General features: G+C 62.7%; 14 protein-coding genes. 6 read left to right on the top strand and 8 right to left on the bottom strand.

Annotated features, from left to right (window positions below):
* Positions 1 to 406: 406 nt before the first annotated feature.
* The 3 genes from FHK92_RS20840 to FHK92_RS20830 all read right to left on the bottom strand — a co-directional run bounded on the left by FHK92_RS20840 (position 407) and on the right by FHK92_RS20830 (position 3309).
* Positions 407 to 1363 carry a sensor domain-containing diguanylate cyclase gene (locus FHK92_RS20840; RefSeq protein ID WP_181289740.1) on the bottom strand — a complete coding sequence of 319 codons (957 nt, stop codon included), beginning with the start codon at positions 1361 to 1363 and terminating at the stop codon, positions 407 to 409.
* A 3-nt stretch (positions 1364 to 1366) separates the two neighbouring features.
* A complete protein-coding gene (locus FHK92_RS20835) occupies positions 1367 to 2371 on the bottom strand; it encodes a response regulator (RefSeq protein WP_258232706.1) in 1005 nt (334 codons plus the stop codon).
* A 143-nt stretch (positions 2372 to 2514) separates the two neighbouring features.
* Entirely contained in the window at positions 2515 to 3309 is a 795-nt protein-coding gene (locus tag FHK92_RS20830) for a helix-turn-helix transcriptional regulator (RefSeq protein ID WP_181289738.1), read from the bottom strand.
* A gap of 104 nt (positions 3310 to 3413) precedes the next feature.
* Between FHK92_RS20830 and FHK92_RS20825 the strand changes: the two genes are divergently transcribed.
* The gene (locus FHK92_RS20825) at positions 3414 to 4370 is read left to right on the top strand and encodes a threonine dehydratase (protein ID WP_181289737.1); all 957 of its coding nucleotides are present in this window, start codon (positions 3414 to 3416) and stop codon (positions 4368 to 4370) included.
* A 102-nt stretch (positions 4371 to 4472) separates the two neighbouring features.
* Positions 4473 to 5093 (top strand): TetR/AcrR family transcriptional regulator, encoded by a 621-nt coding sequence (locus tag FHK92_RS20820; RefSeq protein ID WP_181289736.1) that lies wholly within the window; start codon positions 4473 to 4475, stop codon positions 5091 to 5093.
* Between the two features lie 130 nt (positions 5094 to 5223).
* Here FHK92_RS20820 and FHK92_RS20815 read toward each other — a convergent pair whose 3' ends face one another.
* Positions 5224 to 6684 (bottom strand): efflux transporter outer membrane subunit, encoded by a 1461-nt coding sequence (locus tag FHK92_RS20815; protein ID WP_181289735.1) that lies wholly within the window; start codon positions 6682 to 6684, stop codon positions 5224 to 5226.
* A 219-nt stretch (positions 6685 to 6903) separates the two neighbouring features.
* On the opposite strand from FHK92_RS20815, the gene FHK92_RS20810 reads away from it, so the two are divergent.
* Genes FHK92_RS20810 through fabF form a run of 3 tightly spaced genes read left to right on the top strand, consistent with a single transcriptional unit; the run spans position 6904 to position 12355 of the window.
* Positions 6904 to 8013, top strand: a complete 1110-nt coding sequence (locus FHK92_RS20810) for an efflux RND transporter periplasmic adaptor subunit (protein WP_181289734.1) — start codon at positions 6904 to 6906, stop codon at positions 8011 to 8013.
* Positions 8010 to 11072 (top strand): efflux RND transporter permease subunit, encoded by a 3063-nt coding sequence (locus tag FHK92_RS20805; protein ID WP_181289733.1) that lies wholly within the window; start codon positions 8010 to 8012, stop codon positions 11070 to 11072. The genes FHK92_RS20810 and FHK92_RS20805 overlap by 4 nt, the downstream gene beginning before the upstream one ends.
* Complete coding sequence (gene fabF / locus FHK92_RS20800; protein WP_181289732.1) at positions 11069 to 12355, top strand: beta-ketoacyl-ACP synthase II; 1287 nt, start codon at positions 11069 to 11071, stop codon at positions 12353 to 12355. Before FHK92_RS20805 ends, fabF begins: the two co-directional genes overlap by 4 nt.
* A 7-nt stretch (positions 12356 to 12362) precedes the next feature.
* Here fabF and FHK92_RS20795 read toward each other — a convergent pair whose 3' ends face one another.
* The 4 genes from FHK92_RS20795 to FHK92_RS20780 all read right to left on the bottom strand — a co-directional run bounded on the left by FHK92_RS20795 (position 12363) and on the right by FHK92_RS20780 (position 16600).
* Positions 12363 to 13577: a multidrug effflux MFS transporter gene (locus FHK92_RS20795; protein ID WP_181289731.1), complete on the bottom strand. Its 1215-nt coding sequence runs from the start codon at positions 13575 to 13577 to the stop codon at positions 12363 to 12365.
* Between the two features lie 226 nt (positions 13578 to 13803).
* Positions 13804 to 14730: a sugar ABC transporter substrate-binding protein gene (locus FHK92_RS20790; RefSeq protein ID WP_181289730.1), complete on the bottom strand. Its 927-nt coding sequence runs from the start codon at positions 14728 to 14730 to the stop codon at positions 13804 to 13806.
* Positions 14731 to 14789: 59 nt separating this feature from the next.
* Positions 14790 to 15581 carry a TIM barrel protein gene (locus tag FHK92_RS20785; protein WP_181289729.1) on the bottom strand — a complete coding sequence of 264 codons (792 nt, stop codon included), beginning with the start codon at positions 15579 to 15581 and terminating at the stop codon, positions 14790 to 14792.
* On the bottom strand, positions 15578 to 16600 hold the full coding sequence (locus FHK92_RS20780) for a Gfo/Idh/MocA family oxidoreductase (RefSeq protein ID WP_181289728.1): 1023 nt from the start codon (positions 16598 to 16600) through the stop codon (positions 15578 to 15580). The genes FHK92_RS20785 and FHK92_RS20780 overlap by 4 nt, the downstream gene beginning before the upstream one ends.
* Before the next feature lie 179 nt (positions 16601 to 16779).
* On the opposite strand from FHK92_RS20780, the gene FHK92_RS20775 reads away from it, so the two are divergent.
* A complete protein-coding gene (locus tag FHK92_RS20775) occupies positions 16780 to 18780 on the top strand; it encodes a sigma-54 interaction domain-containing protein (protein WP_181289727.1) in 2001 nt (666 codons plus the stop codon).
* Positions 18781 to 18787: the final 7 nt, after the last annotated feature.

Below are 18787 nucleotides of genomic sequence, written 5' to 3'. Positions count from 1 at the left end.
CATGGAGCAAAAAGCGGCATAAACACCGTAATCGGTGTCCGGGATTACTTGACCAGTTCAAGGCTGCTCGCGAAAGCGGTGGATCAGCTTGCAGTGATGTTGAATGTGCCGACGTCTTCGCGAGCAAGCTCGCTCCCACAGGGGGCCTGCGCTGAATGCAAAGCACATGGACACCCAAGATCTCTGTGGGAGCGAGCCTGCTCGCGAAAGCGGTGGATCAGCTTGCATTGATGTTGGATGTGCTGACGCCTTCGCGAGCAAGGGTCTTGCGCTGAATGCAAAGCACATGAGCATGCGCTATCCATGTGGGAGCGAGCCTGCTCGCGAAAGCGGTGGATCAGTTTGCAGCGATGTAGGATGTGCCGACGCCTTCGCGAGCAGGCTCGCTCCCACGGTTTTTCGTGGGTCAGTGACCGTGAACCGTCACGCGATTGCGCCCGGTTTTCTTCGATGTATACAACGCCTGGTCGGCCCGGGCGATCAGCTCGGCGTGATCGTTCGCCGGCGCGCTCAGGTCGGCTACGCCCAGGCTGATGGTGAAACGGATGTCCTGGCCGTTGTATTGCACCAACAACTGCTCGACAGCCTGGCGCAGGCGCTCGGCGAAAATCCGTGCGCCGGCCTGGTCGGTGTCCGAGAGCACCACGCCGAACTCCTCACCGCCATAGCGCCCGGCCACGTCGGACTCGCGCGCATGCTCGCGCAGCAGTTGGGCGAGCTGCTCGATGACCTTGTCGCCGGCCTGGTGCCCGTAGTTGTCGTTGACGTGCTTGAAGTGGTCGATGTCCAACATCACCAGGCTCAGCGCATTGCCGTAGCGCTGGTGCCGGGCGTAGGCGGCTTTCAGGCTGCCTTCCCAATGGCCGCGGTTGTACAGGCCGGTCAGGCGATCGGTGCTGGAGAGCAATTGCAGTTGAGCGTTGGCGGCCTGGATCTGATGGCGATTGGTGGCGACGTCGGTGACGTCATAGATCACCAGGCAGATGTGGTTGATGCGGTTGTCAGGCGAGCGCAGCGGCAGCAGCGTGGTGTTCTGGTACATGAACTCCTCCTGCCCGGTGATCGGCTGGTAGCTCTTGAAGCGCATCAAGTACGGGCGCTGCTCCCAGACCGTGAACGCGGGCGTGCCCAGGGTCGCGACGCTTTCCACCTTGCGGCTGAACCACTGGCGATCGATTTCCGGGAACAGACTGAAGAAATTCCGGTTCTGGGCATCCTTGGGCTGGACCCCGGAGCGGTTCTCCATGAAGGTGTTCCAGACCTGCACGCGGTATTCGCGATCGAGCACCACCACGCCGACGTCGATGCTCTGAACGATGGCCAGCAACCAGTGGAATTCGTTCAGATCGATGGATTCGTTCATGGCTCAGTTCATCAGGTAGGCGAGTTTGTGGGTCAGCCGCTCGATGGAGTCTTCCGTGAACAGCAGCAACAGGTCGAACCGGATATTCTGCCCCTCCAGGCTGTAGCTGATTTCCACCGCCAAGGTCTTTTTCCAACGGACGCGGTTCGCCTGGATCAGTTCTTCGATGGCTGCATGCTGGCCAAGGACCTGCGGATGCCCCTGGGAGAAAATCACGTCGATCTGCTCGGCAATGCTGCTCAGGCACGCGCCGATCAGGATGCTCGACAGGTCCACCAACATTTCCAGGTCAGAGTAATCGGCGCTCTGGCGCTGCATCAGTTGCGCGATATCGGCAATCTCCGAGTCATGGAAGATCAGCAGGGCTTCGCCGGCGATACCGCTGCCGATGAATCCCTGGCAGATTGCCGTGAGTTGCTGGGAGCTGCCGACGTCGTTCAAGGCCATGTGCAATTCGCCAACCTCAAGGACATTGACGTTCGGCACCGGCAGTTGCACGAAGACACCCAGCACCTTGGCGATCAGGGCCGCTGCCTGGCCGATGGCAACGTTGACCGTTTCGCGAAACGCATCCTGGAAGCTGATGGCCGCGTTAGATGCCGGTCGGTTTTGCAGCGGCGCCTTGCCGGGCTGGGTCAGCAGTCCCACCCGGTTGAGTGTCTGGCGCAGTTCATTTTCATCGAACGGCTTTTTCAGGAAAGCCAGGGCGCCCAGTTCGAGCACACGGCGCACAGCCTCATCCTGGACGTCCCCGGAAATCACGATGACTTGCGCTTTCAGCCCTTCGGCGCGCAAGGCGCTGAGCACTTGATATCCGTCCATCTCCGGCATGGTCAGGTCGAGCAGCACAACGTGGCCCAGGCCCTGGCGTATGGCATCCATGGCCTGGCGGCCATTGACCGCCTCGGTGACTGAAACCGGCCAGTCTTGCGGCAGCGCCCGCAACACCTGCTTGCGCGCCATGGTGGAGTCGTCGCACACAACCAGAGGGATCAACGGCACTGGCATGCCCAACGACATTCAATAGTGGGGGAGTTCCTTCGTACATCATTCATAGGCGGCAGTGGCCCTCTGATTAACGAGCGGGATGCTGTCTTGGCTTCTTTTAAAAACTGGACCATTAAGTCAAGGGCGTCAACTCCGCTCGTCATCTAGCGCAGCTGCGCCGGACTCACCCCGAGGCGCTGTTTGAACGTCGTCGCCATGTGCGCCTGTGAGCTGAAGCCGCAGGCGTGGGCGATTTCCGCCAGGGTCGCCGTAGAGTCACGCATCAGTGCCCGGGCCTTGGCCAGGCGCCGGTCGATCAGGTAGCCATGGGGACTTTTGCCCGTAGCGGCCTTGAAAGCCCGCATGAAATAACCCTCGGATAATCCGAGCAGTTGCGCCATCGCCGATACGCCCAGGGGTTGGTCGAGGCCGGCATCGATGAACTCATCCAGCAAACGCATGCGACTGTCGGTGATGGAGCCTTGGGGCCGCGCCGGCAGGGCTGTTTCCGACGTTGCACGTTCAGCCAACGCAAGGGCCCAGGCTTCCCAATCGTCGTCGATCGAGCCGTGCAACAACGCACGACGCATGCGTTGCGCGAAGGCGATGGCGCGCGGGTCGAGTCGGTTGTTGAAGGCATTATTGCCTGGCAGTACAACGCCGTCGGTGCGCATCACCCGCAGGTATTCACCGCCATGGGGCGACTCGGAATACACATCACACTGGGCCGGGACGAACGCCAGGCCGTTGGGCATCGCATTGAAAGGCAGTATCCGATCACTGCCGATGGCGTGCTGGCCGCGCTGGCTGTCGAAGGCAAAGCCGATCGACGCCTGGGTCGCGACGTATCGGGTCGCGTAGGCGCAGCCGGGGAGCAATTCGATCAGCCACGGGCCGGCCTCGATGCGACGGGTCGATTCAGTCGGGCGTGGTGGCTGCGGGCGGTTCCGATGGCTCATGTTGCCCATAGTAGTGAAGCGGCGGCATAAAAGTCAGGTCAGTTTTTTGAAAGCCCGGGCTCGATCACCGTGCCTAGACTGGGCGAAACCACAGGAGACCGACCATGCACACATTGACTTACGACGATATCGAACAAGCGGCTCGCCAGGTCTACCAGGTCATGCCCGCCACCGCCCAGTATGCCTGGCCCTTGCTGGCGGAACGGTTGGGTTGCACGGTGTGGGTCAAGCATGAAAACCATACCCCGACAGGCGCGTTCAAGGCGCGCGGCGGCATTACCTTCGTGCATTGGCTCAAGCGCGAGCACCCGCAGGCAAAAGGGGTCGTCACCGCTACCCGTGGCAACCACGGTCAAAGCTTGGCGCTGGCGGCCTGCTCGGCGGGGCTACGGGCGCTGATCGTGGTGCCGGAGGGCAACTCGACCGAGAAGAACAACGCCATGCGCGGTTTCGGCGGCGAGGTGATTGAATATGGCCGTGATTTTGACGAGGCCCGGGAAGAGGCGGCGCGCTTGGCGCAAACCCAGGGACTCTATCTCGTACCGCCGTTTCATCCCGAGCTGGTCAAGGGCGTCGCCACCTATGCGTTTGAGCTGTTCAAGGCCGCGCCTGACCTGGACACCGTCTACGTGCCGATTGGCTGTGGCTCGGGAATCTGCGCGGTCATCGCCGCGCGCGATGCCCTCGGGTTGCAGACCCAAATCGTGGGCGTAGTTTCCACCGAGGCGATGGCGGCGAAGCTATCGTTTGAAGCGGCTGAAATCCATGAAACCCCGTCGGCCAATACCTTCGCCGACGGTCTCGCTGTGCGCAGGCCGATTCCAGAAGCCTTCGCCATTTACAGCGCCGGGGCGGCGCGGATCGTGGCGGTCAACGATGAGGAGATTGCCGAGGCCATGCGCGTCTATTACACCGACACCCACAATCTGGCTGAAGGCGCCGGTGCGGCGGCGTTGGCGGGGCTTATGCAGGAGCGGGAGAAGATGGAGGGAAAAAAGGTCGGGGTGATCCTGTCCGGTGGCAATGTCGACAGGTCGGTGTATGCACGGGTGATCGGGTAGCGGCGACATGGCGGGTTATCTTGGCTGCCATGGTTGGATTGTGACTGAATCATAATCTGGTCATAAGTTGTCAACCCTCCTTGGGATGCGTAAGCTGCCCCCATGAACCAGCCATCCATCGCACCGCCCAGTGCCCGCGGCCCAGCTGATCACGAAATTCGTGACCAGATCATCGCGGCCGCCCATGAACATTTCAGCCAGTACGGCTTCGGCAAGACCACGGTCTCCGACCTGGCCAAGGCCATCGGTTTTTCCAAGGCGTACATCTACAAGTTCTTCGACTCCAAGCAGGCGATTGGCGAAGCTATTTGCGCCAATTGCCTGTCGACGATCGTCGACGCCGTGGACAAGGCCATCAATGAAGAGGGGATTTCGGCGACCGAGCGTCTTCGTCGGCTGGTCAAGACCTTGATGGTTACCGGGGTGAGCCTGTTCTTCAACGACCGGAAACTCTACGATATCGCGGCCTTCTCGGCTTCGGAACGCTGGCCCAGCTCGCGCGTCTATGACGCCAGGATCAAGGGGTTCGTGTTGCAGATCGTTCGCGAGGGCCGTGAACTCGGTGAGTTTGAACGCCGCACGCCACTGGACGAAACCGTGGATGCCATCCACTTGACCCTGCGGCCTTTCGTCAATCCGTTATTGCTGCAGCACAGCCTGGACTTCGTCGAAGAGGGCCCTGCGCTGACTGCCAATCTCATTTTGCGCAGCCTGATGCCCTGATGTTTCGACATGGCGCGTCTATGTGATCCTGAAACAGATTGAGCAGAAGCGTGACCATTTGTTGTTTTGGTCATGCGTGCGGCTACGGATTCGCTCTCAAGTCTGCTTGCAGTCAGGGGGGCTGGCGCGCTCACCGGGTCGCCAGCGGACCTTCCCCTGGCGACTGCCAGCCACCGCCAAGCGCCCTGAATGCCGCGACCGCCGCCCGTGCAGATTCCGTTCGCGCTTGCGCTCGGGTGTCTGAGGTTCGCAACAGCGTCTCGTCGGCGTTGAGCACATCGATCAGGCTCGCGGTGCCTTTCTCATAGGCGACAAAGGAGGATTGGCGAGCCTGGCTCAAAGACGTTTCGCCTTGGGTGAGGGTGGTTGCCTGGGCTTCGCGATTGACCAGGGCGCTGAAGGCGTTTTCGACGTCTTCAGTGGCGCGCAATACCGACTGGCGATAAGCGGCCAACGCTTCGGCTTCCTGCCCCTTGGCCTGGTCGATCTGGGCGTTGATGCGGCCAAAATCGAACAGCCTCCAGCGCAGGCCCAGCACGCCCGCCGACTGGCTGGCACCGCCGCTGAACAGGTTGCCGCTCGATACTGCCGTGGCGCTGCCGAGCAGGGCGCTCAGGGAGAACTTCGGATAGTACTCGGCGACGGCTTCGCCGATGCGTGCATTGGAAGCCGCCAGGCGGCGTTCGGCGACGATCAGATCAGGCCGGCGACGTAGCAGGTCCGCGGGTGTTCCGGTCGTGGTTATTTGCGGGGCGAGCGGAATATCGCGTTGCTCTGCCAGTTGAGATCGATGAGTGCCGGGTGGCGTGCCGAGCATGACATCCAGGGCGTTCATCGCTGCATCCAACCCGGTCTGCAGGACCGGCACCGTTGCCTGGACTTGTGCCAGTTGCCCCTCGGTCTGGCGAACCTGGTAGCTGGCGGCAAGGCCTTTGCTGTAGAGCAGTTGGACTTTACCCAGCAGGTCTTGCTGCGTCCTGACCTGTCGGTTGGCAATGTCCAGCCGGGCCTGCAATCCGCGAACCGTGATGTAGGTGTCGGCAACCTGCGCGGCGACGGCCAGGCGCGTGGCGACAGCACCGGCCTCCGATGCCTGGTAATCGGCCATCGCCGCTTCGCGTCCGCGCCGCAGGCCACCAAAGGCGTCTATCTCCCAACTGGCGCCAAGGTTGAGCTCATAGGAACTTCCGTATCGATCGTAGCCAGGCGTGGAATCCAGCACCTGGCCGAGCGGCGTCTCGACCGACTGGTAGGCGCGCGCGGCTTGACCGTTGATGTTTCCCGAGGGCAGCAAAGCGGCGGTCGCTGCACCCAGTCCCGCCCGAGCCTGCATTACCCGCGCCGACGCCTGCGCCAGGTCCAGGTTCTGTTCCAATGCCTGGACGACGAAGCCGGCAAGCATGGGGTCGCCAAAGCTTTCCCACCACGCAATCAAATCGGCCCGGCGGGTCGAGGACCGCTGTTCGACCGAAGGTTGACCCAGGTACTGATTCGAAAGCGGGGCGGCCGGACGATGGTAATCCGGGCCGACTGCGCAACCTGCCATCAAGCAGGTGCTCAGTAGAAGAGCAAGTGGGCGAAGGGGAGGCATGGCGTTTCCTTGGGACGGCGTGGATTGTGACCATAGTACGTTATGGTCACATCCTGTCAATCGAGCTTATTGGCACGATTGCCGAGAGTTGCGAAGATTGGCCGGCTGATTAAAGGATTGTTTGGGACGAGCAAAAAGCGCCTCCTATGTGACGATTGACAGAAATGGTCACGAGAATGAGAATGCGCTTTCCATCAGACCGTACAAGAAAGGGATCCTATGCTTCGGCGTCGACCTGTCACCCTTGCCGCTTGCCTGTTGCCTCTCGTCCTGACGGCGTGTGGCGAGTCGGCCCCCGAGAAAGATCCCCGCACGGCGGCGCCCTTGGTGAGGGTGGCCGAAGTATTGGGTTCCCCTGAGATATCACGGTCCTTCACCGGCGTAGTCACGGCCAGGGTCCAGAGCGACCTGGGTTTCCGCGTGTCGGGCAAGGTACTGGAACGCCTGGTTGATACCGGCCAGACCGTCAAGCGCGGGCAACCGCTGATGCGCCTGGACCCTATTGATCTTGGATTGCAGGCGCGGGCCCAGGAAGAGGCTGTCGCCGCCGCCCGGGCCAGGGCCAAGCAGACCGCCGACGATGAGGCTCGTTATCGGGAACTGGTCGCCGCAGGCGCCATCTCCGCTTCGGGTTACGACCAGATCAAGGCCGCCGCCGACACTGCCAAGGCACAACTCAGCGCGGCCCAGGCCCAGGCCGATGTGGCTCGCAACGCTTCCGGCTACGCCGTCCTGCTCGCCGACGCCGATGGCGTGGTGATGGAGACATTGGCCGAGCCCGGACAAGTCGTCGCCCCGGGACAAATCGTGGTTCGACTGGCGCGGGCCGGGCAGCGCGAAGCCGTTGTGCAGTTGCCCGAGACGCTGCGGCCTGCCCCGGGGGCCACTGCGCAGGCAACGCTGTATGGCAACGCTTCGCAAGTGGTCAGCGCGAAGTTGCGGTTGCTGTCGGATTCCGCCGATCGCGTGACCCGCACTTTCGAGGCGCGGTATGTATTGGAGGGCGCACTGGGCAACGCGCCGTTGGGTTCGACCGTCACACTGCGGATCGCCACGGGCGCTCGACCAGGTCAGGCGCTGCAAGTGCCGATCGCCGCCGTGCACGATGCGGGCAAGGGCACCGGCGTCTGGGTCATTACGGGGGAGCCGGCGAAAGTCGCCTGGCGTCCTGTGCAGGTCCTCGGCTTGAGCGACGATGCTGCGCAGGTCTCCGGCGAACTGAAAATGGGCGAGCGGATCGTCGCGCTGGGCACGCATCTGTTGCACGAAGGCGAGGCGGTGAATGTGGCTCCTCCGGGCGACGTCAAGGTTGCGGGGAATCACCCATGAGCTTCAACCTGTCCGCGCTCGCCGTTCGCGAACGCTCCATTACCGTATTCCTGTTGTTCCTGATTGCCGTCGCGGGCGTCCTCGCGTTCTTCCAGTTGGGGCGCGCCGAGGACCCACCGTTCACGGTCAAGCAACTGACGGTCATCACGGCCTGGCCGGGCGCGACGGCCCAGGAGATGCAGGACCAAGTCGCCGAACCGCTGGAAAAGCGCCTGCAAGAATTGAAGTGGTACGACCGCACGGAAACCTACACCCGCCCAGGGCTGGCGTTCACCGTGGTTTCGCTGGTCGACCGCACGCCGCCGTCCCAGGTGCAGGAAGAGTTTTACCAGGCGCGCAAGAAGCTGGCTGACGAGGCGATCAAGCTACCGGCGGGTGTCATCGGGCCGATGGTCAACGATGAGTTTTCCGACGTGACCTTCGCCTTGTTCGCCCTGAAAGCCAAGGGCGAGCCGCAACGATTGCTGGTGCGCGATGTCGAGGCGTTGCGCCAACGGTTGCTGCACGTGCCGGGCGTGAAGAAGGTCAACATCATCGGTGAGCAGGCCGAACGGATTTTCGTGTCGTTTTCCCATGATCGCCTGGCGACCCTGGGGGTTTCGCCCCAGGACATTTTTGCCGCCCTAAACAGCCAGAACATGCTCACGCCCGCCGGCTCCATCGAAACCGCCGGGCCGCAGGTTTTCCTGCGCCTGGACGGTGCCTTCGACAGGCTGCAGAAGATTCGTGACACACCGGTCACGGTCCAAGGGCGTTCGCTGAAACTGTCGGACGTGGCCACCGTTGAGCGCGGCTATGAAGATCCGGCCTCATTCCTGGTGCGCAACGGCGGCGAAGAGGCATTGTTGCTGGGCGTCATTATGCGCGAGGGCTGGAATGGCCTGGACCTGGGCAAGGCGCTGGACGCCGAGACGGGCAAGATCAACGAGGGCATGCCGTTGGGCATGACGTTGAGCAAAGTCACCGATCAGTCGGTGAACATCGACTCGGCCGTCGGCGAGTTCATGGTCAAGTTCTTCGTCGCGCTGCTGGTGGTGATGATCGTCTGTTTCCTCAGCATGGGCTGGCGCGTCGGTGTCGTGGTCGCGGCGGCTGTGCCGTTGACCCTGGCGGTGGTTTTCGTGGTCATGGCCGCCAGCGGCAAGAATTTCGACCGCATCACCCTCGGCTCGCTGATCCTCGCGCTCGGGTTGCTGGTGGACGACGCGATCATCGCCATCGAGATGATGGTGGTGAAAATGGAGGAGGGCTACGACCGGATCAAGGCCTCCGCCTATGCCTGGAGCCACACGGCCGCGCCGATGCTCTCCGGCACACTGGTGACCGCCATCGGCTTCATGCCCAACGGCTTCGCCCAATCAACCGCCGGCGAATACACCAGCAACATGTTCTGGATCGTCGGCATTGCCCTGATCGCGTCCTGGGTGGTCGCGGTGGCCTTCACGCCGTACCTGGGCGTGAAACTGTTGCCCGACATCAAGCAGGTCGAAGGCGGTCATGCGGCGATCTACAACACTCGCCATTACAACCGCTTCCGCCGAGTGCTGACGCGGGTCATCGCGCGCAAATGGTGGGTGGCCGGTACGGTGATCGCGACATTCGGGGTGGCTATCCTCGGCATGAGCCTGGTCAAGAAACAGTTTTTCCCAACCTCGGACCGGCCCGAGGTACTGGTGGAAGTACAGATGCCGTACGGCACTTCCATCGAGCAGACGAGCGCCACCACCGCCAAGGTCGAAACCTGGCTGCAACAGCAGGAGGAGGCCAGGATCGTCACCGCTTATATCGGCCAAGGCGCGCCGCGTTTCTACCTGGCGATGGCGCCGGAGCTTCCCGATCCGTCGTTCGCGAAGATTGTCGTGCTGACGGACAGCCAGGAGGCGCGCGAGGCCCTCAAGTTCCGCCTCCGCCAAGCGGTCGCCGATGGACTCGCGCCCGAGGCACGGGTGCGGGTGACGCAACTGGTGTTTGGCCCGTATTCACCGTTCCCCGTGGCCTATCGAGTGATGGGCCCGGATCCGTCGAAGCTGCGCGAGATTGCCAGTCAGGTCCAGGGCATCATGCAGGCGAGTCCGTTGATGAGGACCGTCAACACCGATTGGGGACCCTTGGTGCCGACCCTGCATTTCAACCTCGATCAGGACCGCCTGCAGGCCGTGGGGCTGACCTCCAACGCGGTCGCCCAGCAGTTGCAATTCCTGCTGACGGGCGTGCCGATCACCGCAGTGCGCGAGGACATCCGTTCGGTGCAGGTGGTCGGCCGCGCCGCCGGGGACATTCGCCTCGATCCGGCCAAGATCGAAGGCTTCACCCTGGTGGGCGCGACGGGCCAGCATGTTCCGCTGTCCCAGGTGGGCGAAGTCGATGTGCGCATGGAAGACCCGATCCTGCGCCGTCGTGATCGCACGCCGACCATGACCGTACGTGGCGACATCGCCGAAGGCTTGCAACCACCGGACGTCTCCAGCGCGATCATCCGGCAACTGCAGCCGGTCATCGACAGATTGCCCGCCGGCTACCGGATCGACCAGGCAGGCGCCATCGAAGAATCGGGCAAGGCCGGCAAGGCGATCGTGCCGCTGGTGCCGATCATGGTCGCCATGACGTTGCTGATCATCATCCTGCAGGTCCGTTCGATCTCGGCGATGATCATGGTGTTCATGACCGCGCCGCTGGGGCTGATCGGCGTGGTGCCGACGCTGCTGATTTTCAACCAGCCCTTCGGCATCAACGCACTGGTTGGCCTGATCGCGCTGTCGGGCATCCTGATGCGCAACACCTTGATCCTGATCGGACAGATCCATCACAACGCCAGCGAAGGCCTCGATCCGTTCCACGCGGTGATCGAAGCCACGGTGCAGCGGGCGCGGCCGGTGCTGCTCACTGCGCTGGCGGCGATCCTGGCGTTCATTCCGCTGACGCATTCCGTGTTCTGGGGCACGCTGGCCTACACCCTGATCGGCGGCACGTTCGTCGGCACTATCATGACGCTGGTGTTCCTGCCGGCGATGTATTCCATCTGGTTCAAGATCCGTCCTGATACGAAGAGGGCTTCATGAAAAATCACGAAGATCAAAAACGCATCGTCGTCACTGGCGTTGGCATGGTCGGGCCGCTGGGCTGCGTGGTCGAAGAGGTCTGGCAGCGGTTGCTGGCCGGGCATTCCGGCATTCGCAACCTGTCCGCCGATGTCACCGAAGGCACGGGCGTTGCCGTGGGCGGGCAGGTGCCAACGCTGGAAGAGGATGGCATCGCCGGTTACGACCCGGAACGCCTCATCGCGCCCAAGGATCGCAAGAAAATGGACCGCTTCATCGAGTTCGCCCTGGTGGCGGCTCACGAAGCGCTGGAGCAGGCGGGCTGGCACCCGGTCGAAGCCGTCGATCAGGAGCGGACCGCCACGATCATTTCTTCGGGCGTCGGTGGGTTCGCCACGATTGCCGATGCGGTGCGCATCACCGATGCGCGTGGTCCACGGCGGTTGTCGCCGTTCACCGCGCCGGCATTCCTGGCCAACATGGCGGCCGGCCAAGTGTCCATCCGCCATGGTTTCAAGGGGCCGCTCGGTGCGCCGGTCACGGCGTGCGCTGCCGGCGTGCAAGCCATTGGCGATGCCGCCCGGATGATCAAGAGTGGCGAGGCGGACATTGCCATTTGCGGCGGCACCGAGGCCGCGATCGATCGCGTGACCTTGGGTTGTTTTGCGGCGGCTCGGGCGCTGTCCACGGGATTCGCCGAGCGTCCGCAAGAGGCCTCGCGGCCGTTCGACCGGGATCGCGATGGCTTCGTCATGGCCGAAGGCGCCGGGTTGCTGGTGATCGAGTCGCTGGAACACGCCCTGGCCCGGGGCGCCAAGCCGTTGGCAGAACTGGTGGGTTATGGCACCAGCGCCGATGCCTATCACCTCACCGCAGGGCCGGAAGATGGCAATGGCGCCCGTCGCGCCATGGAGCAAGCGCTGCGCCAGGCAGATATCAGCCCCGCCGAGGTGCAACACATCAATGCCCATGCGACGTCCACCCAGGTTGGGGATGCCGGTGAGCTGGCGGCGATTAGTGCAGTGTTCGGCGTGGGCGGCGGTGTGGCGATCACGTCCACCAAATCCGCTACCGGTCACTTGTTGGGCGCGGCGGGCGGCATCGAAGCGATCTTCACGGTCCTGGCGCTGCGTGACCAGGTCGTGCCGCCGACACTGAACCTGAACCATCCCGATGAGGCGGCCAACGGGCTCGATCTGGTTGGCCTGAAGGCGCGGAAGATGCCGATCACCCATGCGCTGTCGAATGGGTTTGGTTTTGGTGGCGTCAACGCCAGCGTGTTGTTCCGTCGCTGGGAAGACTGACGCCGCGTCAGCGGCGCAGGAAGAACAGCACCAGCGCGACCAGGCAGGTCAACGCCTGGATCGCGCCCACCGTAGTGATGGGCGAAAAGCTCAACACCGAGGCCAGCCAGGTGGTCAGCGCTGCGGCACCCATGGAGAGAAAACCCAGCAGCGCCGAGGCCATCCCGGCCTCTTTGCCGAAAGGCCCCATGGTGATCGCCGTGCCCAACGGATTTGCCAACCCCATTCCCCAGAGGAACGTCACCATCGAAACTGCATACCAGCCGAGGCCTGGATGGGCCGGCCCGATGATGAGCAGCCCGCCACCGACCATGGCGCAGGCGATCCCCAGCAGGGCAATGTTCCGTGGGCCGTAGCGGTGGGCCAGGCGCGGCGCAGCCATGCCGGCGGCGAACACGACGAACACCGTCGAGGCGAAATACAGGCCGGCCTGCACCGACGTCAGGCCAATGCCTTTCATGAGAATGGCCGGGGCAGCGGCGAAAGAGGCGAACAAGCCGCTGAGCAGCAGGCTCATCGACAGGGCAGGGAGAATGAAGCGCTTGTCCGCCATCAGCCTTGCGTAAGCGCGCACGACGCTGGCGGTGGAGTGGGGCGCCCGACGGTCGGCCGGATGGGTTTCGCCAAGATCACGAACGTAGAAGAACGCCAGCACCACGGCGGCCAATCCCACCAGAATGAAGACCGCCCGCCATCCGAGGGTGACGGACAGCACGCTGCCGGCCAGCGGTGAAAAACCTGGCGCAGCGGCGGTGGCGACCATCGTCAACGACAGGGCGCGGGCCAAGGTCTCGCCTTCGAACAGATCCCGGGCGATCGCACGCGACAGCACCGAGGCCGCGCACACGCCGAGCGCCTGGACGACGCGTCCGGCAATCAGTACCTCAAGAGTTGTGGCAAGGCCACCGATGACGGTGCCGACTACGAACACCAAGAGTCCGCCCAGCACCAGTTTCTGTCGCCCATAACGATCAGCCAGCGGCCCGACCACCAATTGGCCGAGGGCAAAGGTGACGAAGTAACTGGAGAGTGTCAGGCCCAATTCGCGGGCGGTCACGCCGAGGTCGTCGCCGATGACCGGGAACGCCGGAAGGATGATGTTGGTGGAGAGCATGCCGATCGCCGCGAGGCCTGCGAGCAGCGCGACGATTCGGCCGGTCAGGGCTGGACTCGATGCCTGTGGTTGCGCGGTTGCTATCGCTGATGCACTTCCGGTTTCCATGGATCAACCCTCTTGGCCGGTTTTTGTCTGGCTTATGATGATCGTAATATGACGGTCGTCATCTGATGCGTCAAGACAGAAAGTGGTCTCGGAGAGCGATGGGGTGGAGAAAATCGGACGGGGGCGCGAAGGGACCATCTTGAATGACTCGGTCGCCGCTTGTCGGCGTCAACCGAGTCAGGTTAGCCCATCGAACGGATGGGCATTCTGCAGCAAGGCCCCGCGTCTATTTGTAACGCTGCTCGAACACCGCCAGTTGTTCAGGCTTGATCAACTGGAACGGCACCCATACCTCGGCCTCGACCGGCTCGCCCTTGATCATCTTGAGGGCGGCCTGCATCGCGCTGGTGGCCTGGGCCTTGGGGTCCTGGAACACCGAGGCGACCAGCATCCCGCGCTTGATCGCCGCCAGGCCGTCCGGCAAACCGTCGATGCCAACAATCGCAACCTCGCCTTTGGCCTTGCCGGACTGTTGCAAGGCCATGGCCGCACCGATGGCCATCTCGTCATTGTTGGCGACGATGGCATCGAAGCGGCTGCCGGCCAGCAGCCAGTTGCTGGTCAGGTCCATGCCCTTGTTGCGCTGCCACTCGGCACTCTGTTGCTCGACCACCTTGATGTCGGGAAAGTCCTTGAGCACCTGCTTGACCCCTTCGGTACGGTCGTGGGTGGCGTTTTGCGCAAGGTCGCCCATGATGATCGCGAGGTTGCCCTTGCCACCCAGTTTTTCGGCGAGATAACGCATCTGCAATTGGCCGGCCTCGATGTCATTGGACGCCACCGTGACCACGCCTTTGGGCAGCGTACGTTCGTCCGGGTGACGGTTGACGTAGACCAGCGGTGTCTTTGCCTCCACCGCGGCGCGGGTGATATTGGCCGTGGCGGAGGTGTCCACCGGCAGGACGATGACCGCATCGACTTTCTGGTTGATGAAGCCCTGGACCTGGTTGAGCTGGCGGACCACATCGCCCTGGGCGTCCTCGAACTGGATCTGCACGCCGTCCTTCTTGGCGGCCTCGTCCAGACCGTTACGCACATAGGTCATGAAGTTATCGTCGACCCTGGCGATGCTGACGCCGATGCGATAGTCGGCGGTGGCCCATTGGCAGAAGAGCAGGAGCAGCGTGGCGAACAGCAGTGAGCAACGACGCATGATGGTTTTCCTTTTGTTGTTATGGAGTGCACGTCATCAAGAATTCTTCTGCATGGGGCTCACCCACGCAGCGTGAAGGCTTGCCTGAAGCGTTCGAGCGCCCGTTCACTGTCACCGCTGGCCCAGCCTTCGAGGCCGACCACACCGTTGTATCCCATGCCGGACAAAGCCCTGGCAATGGCGGGGTAATGAATTTCGCCGGTGCCTGGCTCCATGCGGCCGGGCACATCGGCTACCTGGATTTCACCGATGGCGTCGCCGGCGCGCTGGATCAGCTCGATCAGGTTTCCTTCGCCGATCTGCGCGTGATAAAGGTCCAGGTTCATTTTCAGATGCGGGCTGCCCACGGCCTCGATCAGCGCCAACGTGTCGTCGGCGCGGGCGAACGGCGTACCCGGGTGATCGACTTCAGTGTTGAGGTTTTCCAGCAGGAACACCCGGCCGGCGTCTTCCCCGATACGGGCGATTTTCTCCAGGGTCTTGCAGGCGCTCAACCACATGCGGCCGGTGGCCAGGGCTACGGGCTTGACTGGCAATCCCTGGTCACCCAGGCCTGTGCCGTGCAGGTTCAGGCCTGGGCAACCCAATTGCGCCGCGACCGCCAAGGATTCCCGGGCGCTGTCGAGCAGTCGCTGGATATCCTCGGGGTCGGTCAGGTTGCCCGCGATGTAGCCGGTCATGGACGTAAAATCAGCGCCAGTGGCGGCGAGGGCCTGGATGTCCTTGGTCGTCCAGTTCCAGATCTCGACGCTGAAGCCCAGCGCGTGGATGCGTTTGACGCGTTCGACAAAGGGCAGGTCGAGGAACACCATCTCGGCGCTGACCGCCAGCTTGAACGGTATGAAACTCATGAAAGCGCTCCTTGCACACGCACCGCTTTGCCTTGCTGGAACGATTCGATGCAGGCGCGGGCAATCGCCAACGCGGCCCGGGCGTCTTCACCGCTGGCGAGGGGTTTTTCGCCGCTGCGCACGCAACTGACGAAGTGATTGAGCTCGGCCACGTAGGCGTCACGCAGCAAATCGGTGTCCATGCGCTGGGTATCGGCCTGGACGCCAATGGCCAGGTAGCGCAGCAAATCGGAATCGTTGACGTTGCCCATGGTCAACATGCCGGCACTGCCGAACACTTCGCCACGCACGTCGTAGCCGTACACGGCCTGGAAGTTCGCCTCGGCCGTGGCGATGGCGCCGTTGTCGAACCGGATCGTGACCACTGCCGTGTCTAGGAATCCTTTGTGTTTGAAATCCGGCGCTATCAACGCGTCGGCCATGACGAACACTTCGACCGCTTCGGCACCCGGATTGAGATAGCGCAAGGTGTCGAAATCGTGGATCAGCGTCTCCAGGAAAATCACCCATTGCGGCGAGGCGGCGGGATTGTTCAGCGCCGGATCGCGGGTCAGCGAGCGTAGCAATTGCGGCGTGCCGATCCGACCGGCGACCACGTCCAGGTGCGCCGTGCGGAAGCTCTTGGCGAAGCGCCGATTGAAGCCCACTTGCAACGTCACCCTCGCATCGGCAGCGGCGGCAATGGCGCGATCCGCCTCGTCCAGGGTAATGGCCATGGGTTTTTCGCAGAACACGCTCTTGCCCGCCAGCGCTGCGCTGATCACCAGTTCGGCGTGGCTGCGGGCTGGCGCGGCGATCAGCACGGCGTCGATGTCCGGGTCGTCCAGCAACTGTTTTGGATCGGTATAGATCTTTTCCACGCCCAGTTCCGTCGCCAGGCGTGCGGCCTGGCCCGGCGTCGGGTCGGCAATGGCGGCAAGGCATGCGCCGGGGATGTGGCGAGCGGCGGTCAGGCCGTGAAAGCTGCCCATGCGACCGGCACCGATAAGACCCAGGCGGAGGGTGTTTGACGTACTCATGAATGACTCCCTTTTATTGTTGTTCGCGACTCGTTGTCGATATCTCATCGGGAGCAAGCGTTGTGCCAACAACTAACCTACTGAAATACAAGGCTTTTACTGGTTGTTTGTGTTTGTAAATGTTCATTTCAATGACATGTCTATACTGACATGTCGAAAACATGGACATAGAGCCCACCATGAATGCCCAGCCGATGGCCTTGAACGTCGAAGACCGTGACTACCTGACTTCCCTAGGCCCCGCGTCGTTGAATGGCGGATCAAGCCCGGCGCTGGATGAGGCCTGGCGCGCCTGTTTGAAGGGCGTCACCGAACGTCCTGCGGGTGTCAGGCAGGTGATCTGGAACTCCTGGCGGCGCAGTGTCGATGCCTGCCTCGATCCGGAAGACGGCGATTACCGTTTCGTCACGCCCGACGAGTTGACCGCGACGTTGACGGCGAATCGTCTGTTGATTGCCGCGGCGGCGCAGGTCATGCGCGGCTTGCTTGCCTACAACCCCAACGGGCATATCAACCTGACCGATGCCGAAGGCACCACCTTGTACTTCTGCGGCCTGGACCTCACGCCCATCGGCAGTCGATTGCTGGAATCGGTACAGGGCACCAACTGCACCGGGCTGGCGCTGGTGGAAGACCGTCTGGTGTATGTGCTGGCAGGTGAGAACTACGGCGTCGGCCTGCGCCAGCGGCATATGCATTGCGCCGCGGCGCCCATCCGCGATTCACACGGGCGGACGTTGGCGATGTTGACCTTGACCGCCGAGCCCGGCTGGTTTCACTTCCACACCTTGGGCACCGTCCAGGCCGCGGCCGAAGCCGTCTCCCGGCAAATGGCGTTGCAGGCGTTGCTGGAGGAACAACAAACGGTCCTGGAAGTGCTCAATGAAGGCCTGGTGGTGCTGGACGAAAATGGCGACATCAAGGCTCTCAACCAGTACGCACGGCAGTTGTTTCGTGTGGATCGTGCCTGGCTGGGCAAGCCGTTCCAGAGCCTGGGGCAGACCGAGCTGAGCGGTGAAATCCTGCGCAGTACCGGGGAAGGTGTGCGGGACCTGGATTGCACGTTCGAGCTGCACGATCGCAGTCACCTGGCCTGCCTGGTGTCGGTCTGTCCCTTGGAGCAGGGCGGTCGCATTGTTTCGTTGCGCGAGAACCGGCGCATCCGCGAAATCACCCGGCGCATCATCGGCACCCAGGCCAGCTACACCTTCGAAACCATCCAGGGCCATTCACGCGCCATCCAGGACGCCTTGCACCTGGGCCGAATTGCCAGCCGCAGCGACTCGACCACGCTGATCCTCGGCGAGAGCGGCACCGGCAAGGAATTGTTCGCCCAAGCCATCCACAATGCCAGCGAGCGTCGCGGTGGGCCTTTCGTCGCAGTGAATTGCGGGGCCATTCCCCGCGACCTGGTGCAGAGCGAACTGTTCGGCCACGTCGAAGGCGCGTTCACCGGATCGGCGCGGGGCGGCTCGGCGGGCAAGTTCGAGTTGGCCGATGGCGGGACGATTTTCCTCGACGAAATCGGCGACATGTCCTTCGATGCGCAAGTCAGCTTGCTGCGCGTCCTGCAAGAAGGCGAAGTCACCCGCGTCGGGGCGAAAAAATCGTTGCGGGTCAATGTTCGTATCATCGCCGCGACCCATCGCAACCTGAGCCAAGCGGTGGCCGAAGGGGCTTTTCGCGAGGACCTTTATTATCGACTCAACGTGCTGGGCCTGACGGTGCCGCCGCTGCGGATGCGTCTTGAAGATGTGCCGATGCTGGCGCGACATTTTCTTGCACGTTGCGCCCGGTCGCTGCGAAAACCCATGCGCGACCTGTCCCCCGAGGCGCTGGAACTCTTGGGCGCCTACCACTGGCCTGGCAATGTCCGCGAGCTGGAGAACGTCATCGAGCGCGCGACCAACCTGGCCGCCACCGAGCTGATCCAGGCGAACGATCTTGCGTTGGAAATCAGGCAGGGCGCGCGGCCGTCGGCTCGCCAATTCGTCCCCGAGTCCCGAGCGGCCGTGGATCTTGGCACCCATGAAATGAATGCGATCATCGCGGCCCTCAAGGACACGCGAGGCAATATCCGCTTGGCCGCCCGACAGTTGAACGTGTCCCGTGGCGGTTTGTACAACAAGATGAGCCGATTCGGGCTCAAGGTCGAAGCGTTCCGTTCGGGATTGGACTAACCCACTG

This window comes from Pseudomonas brassicacearum subsp. neoaurantiaca (genome assembly GCF_013608025.1).
GTDB lineage: Bacteria > Pseudomonadota > Gammaproteobacteria > Pseudomonadales > Pseudomonadaceae > Aquipseudomonas.
This window is presented reverse-complemented; position numbering and strand designations above follow the sequence as displayed.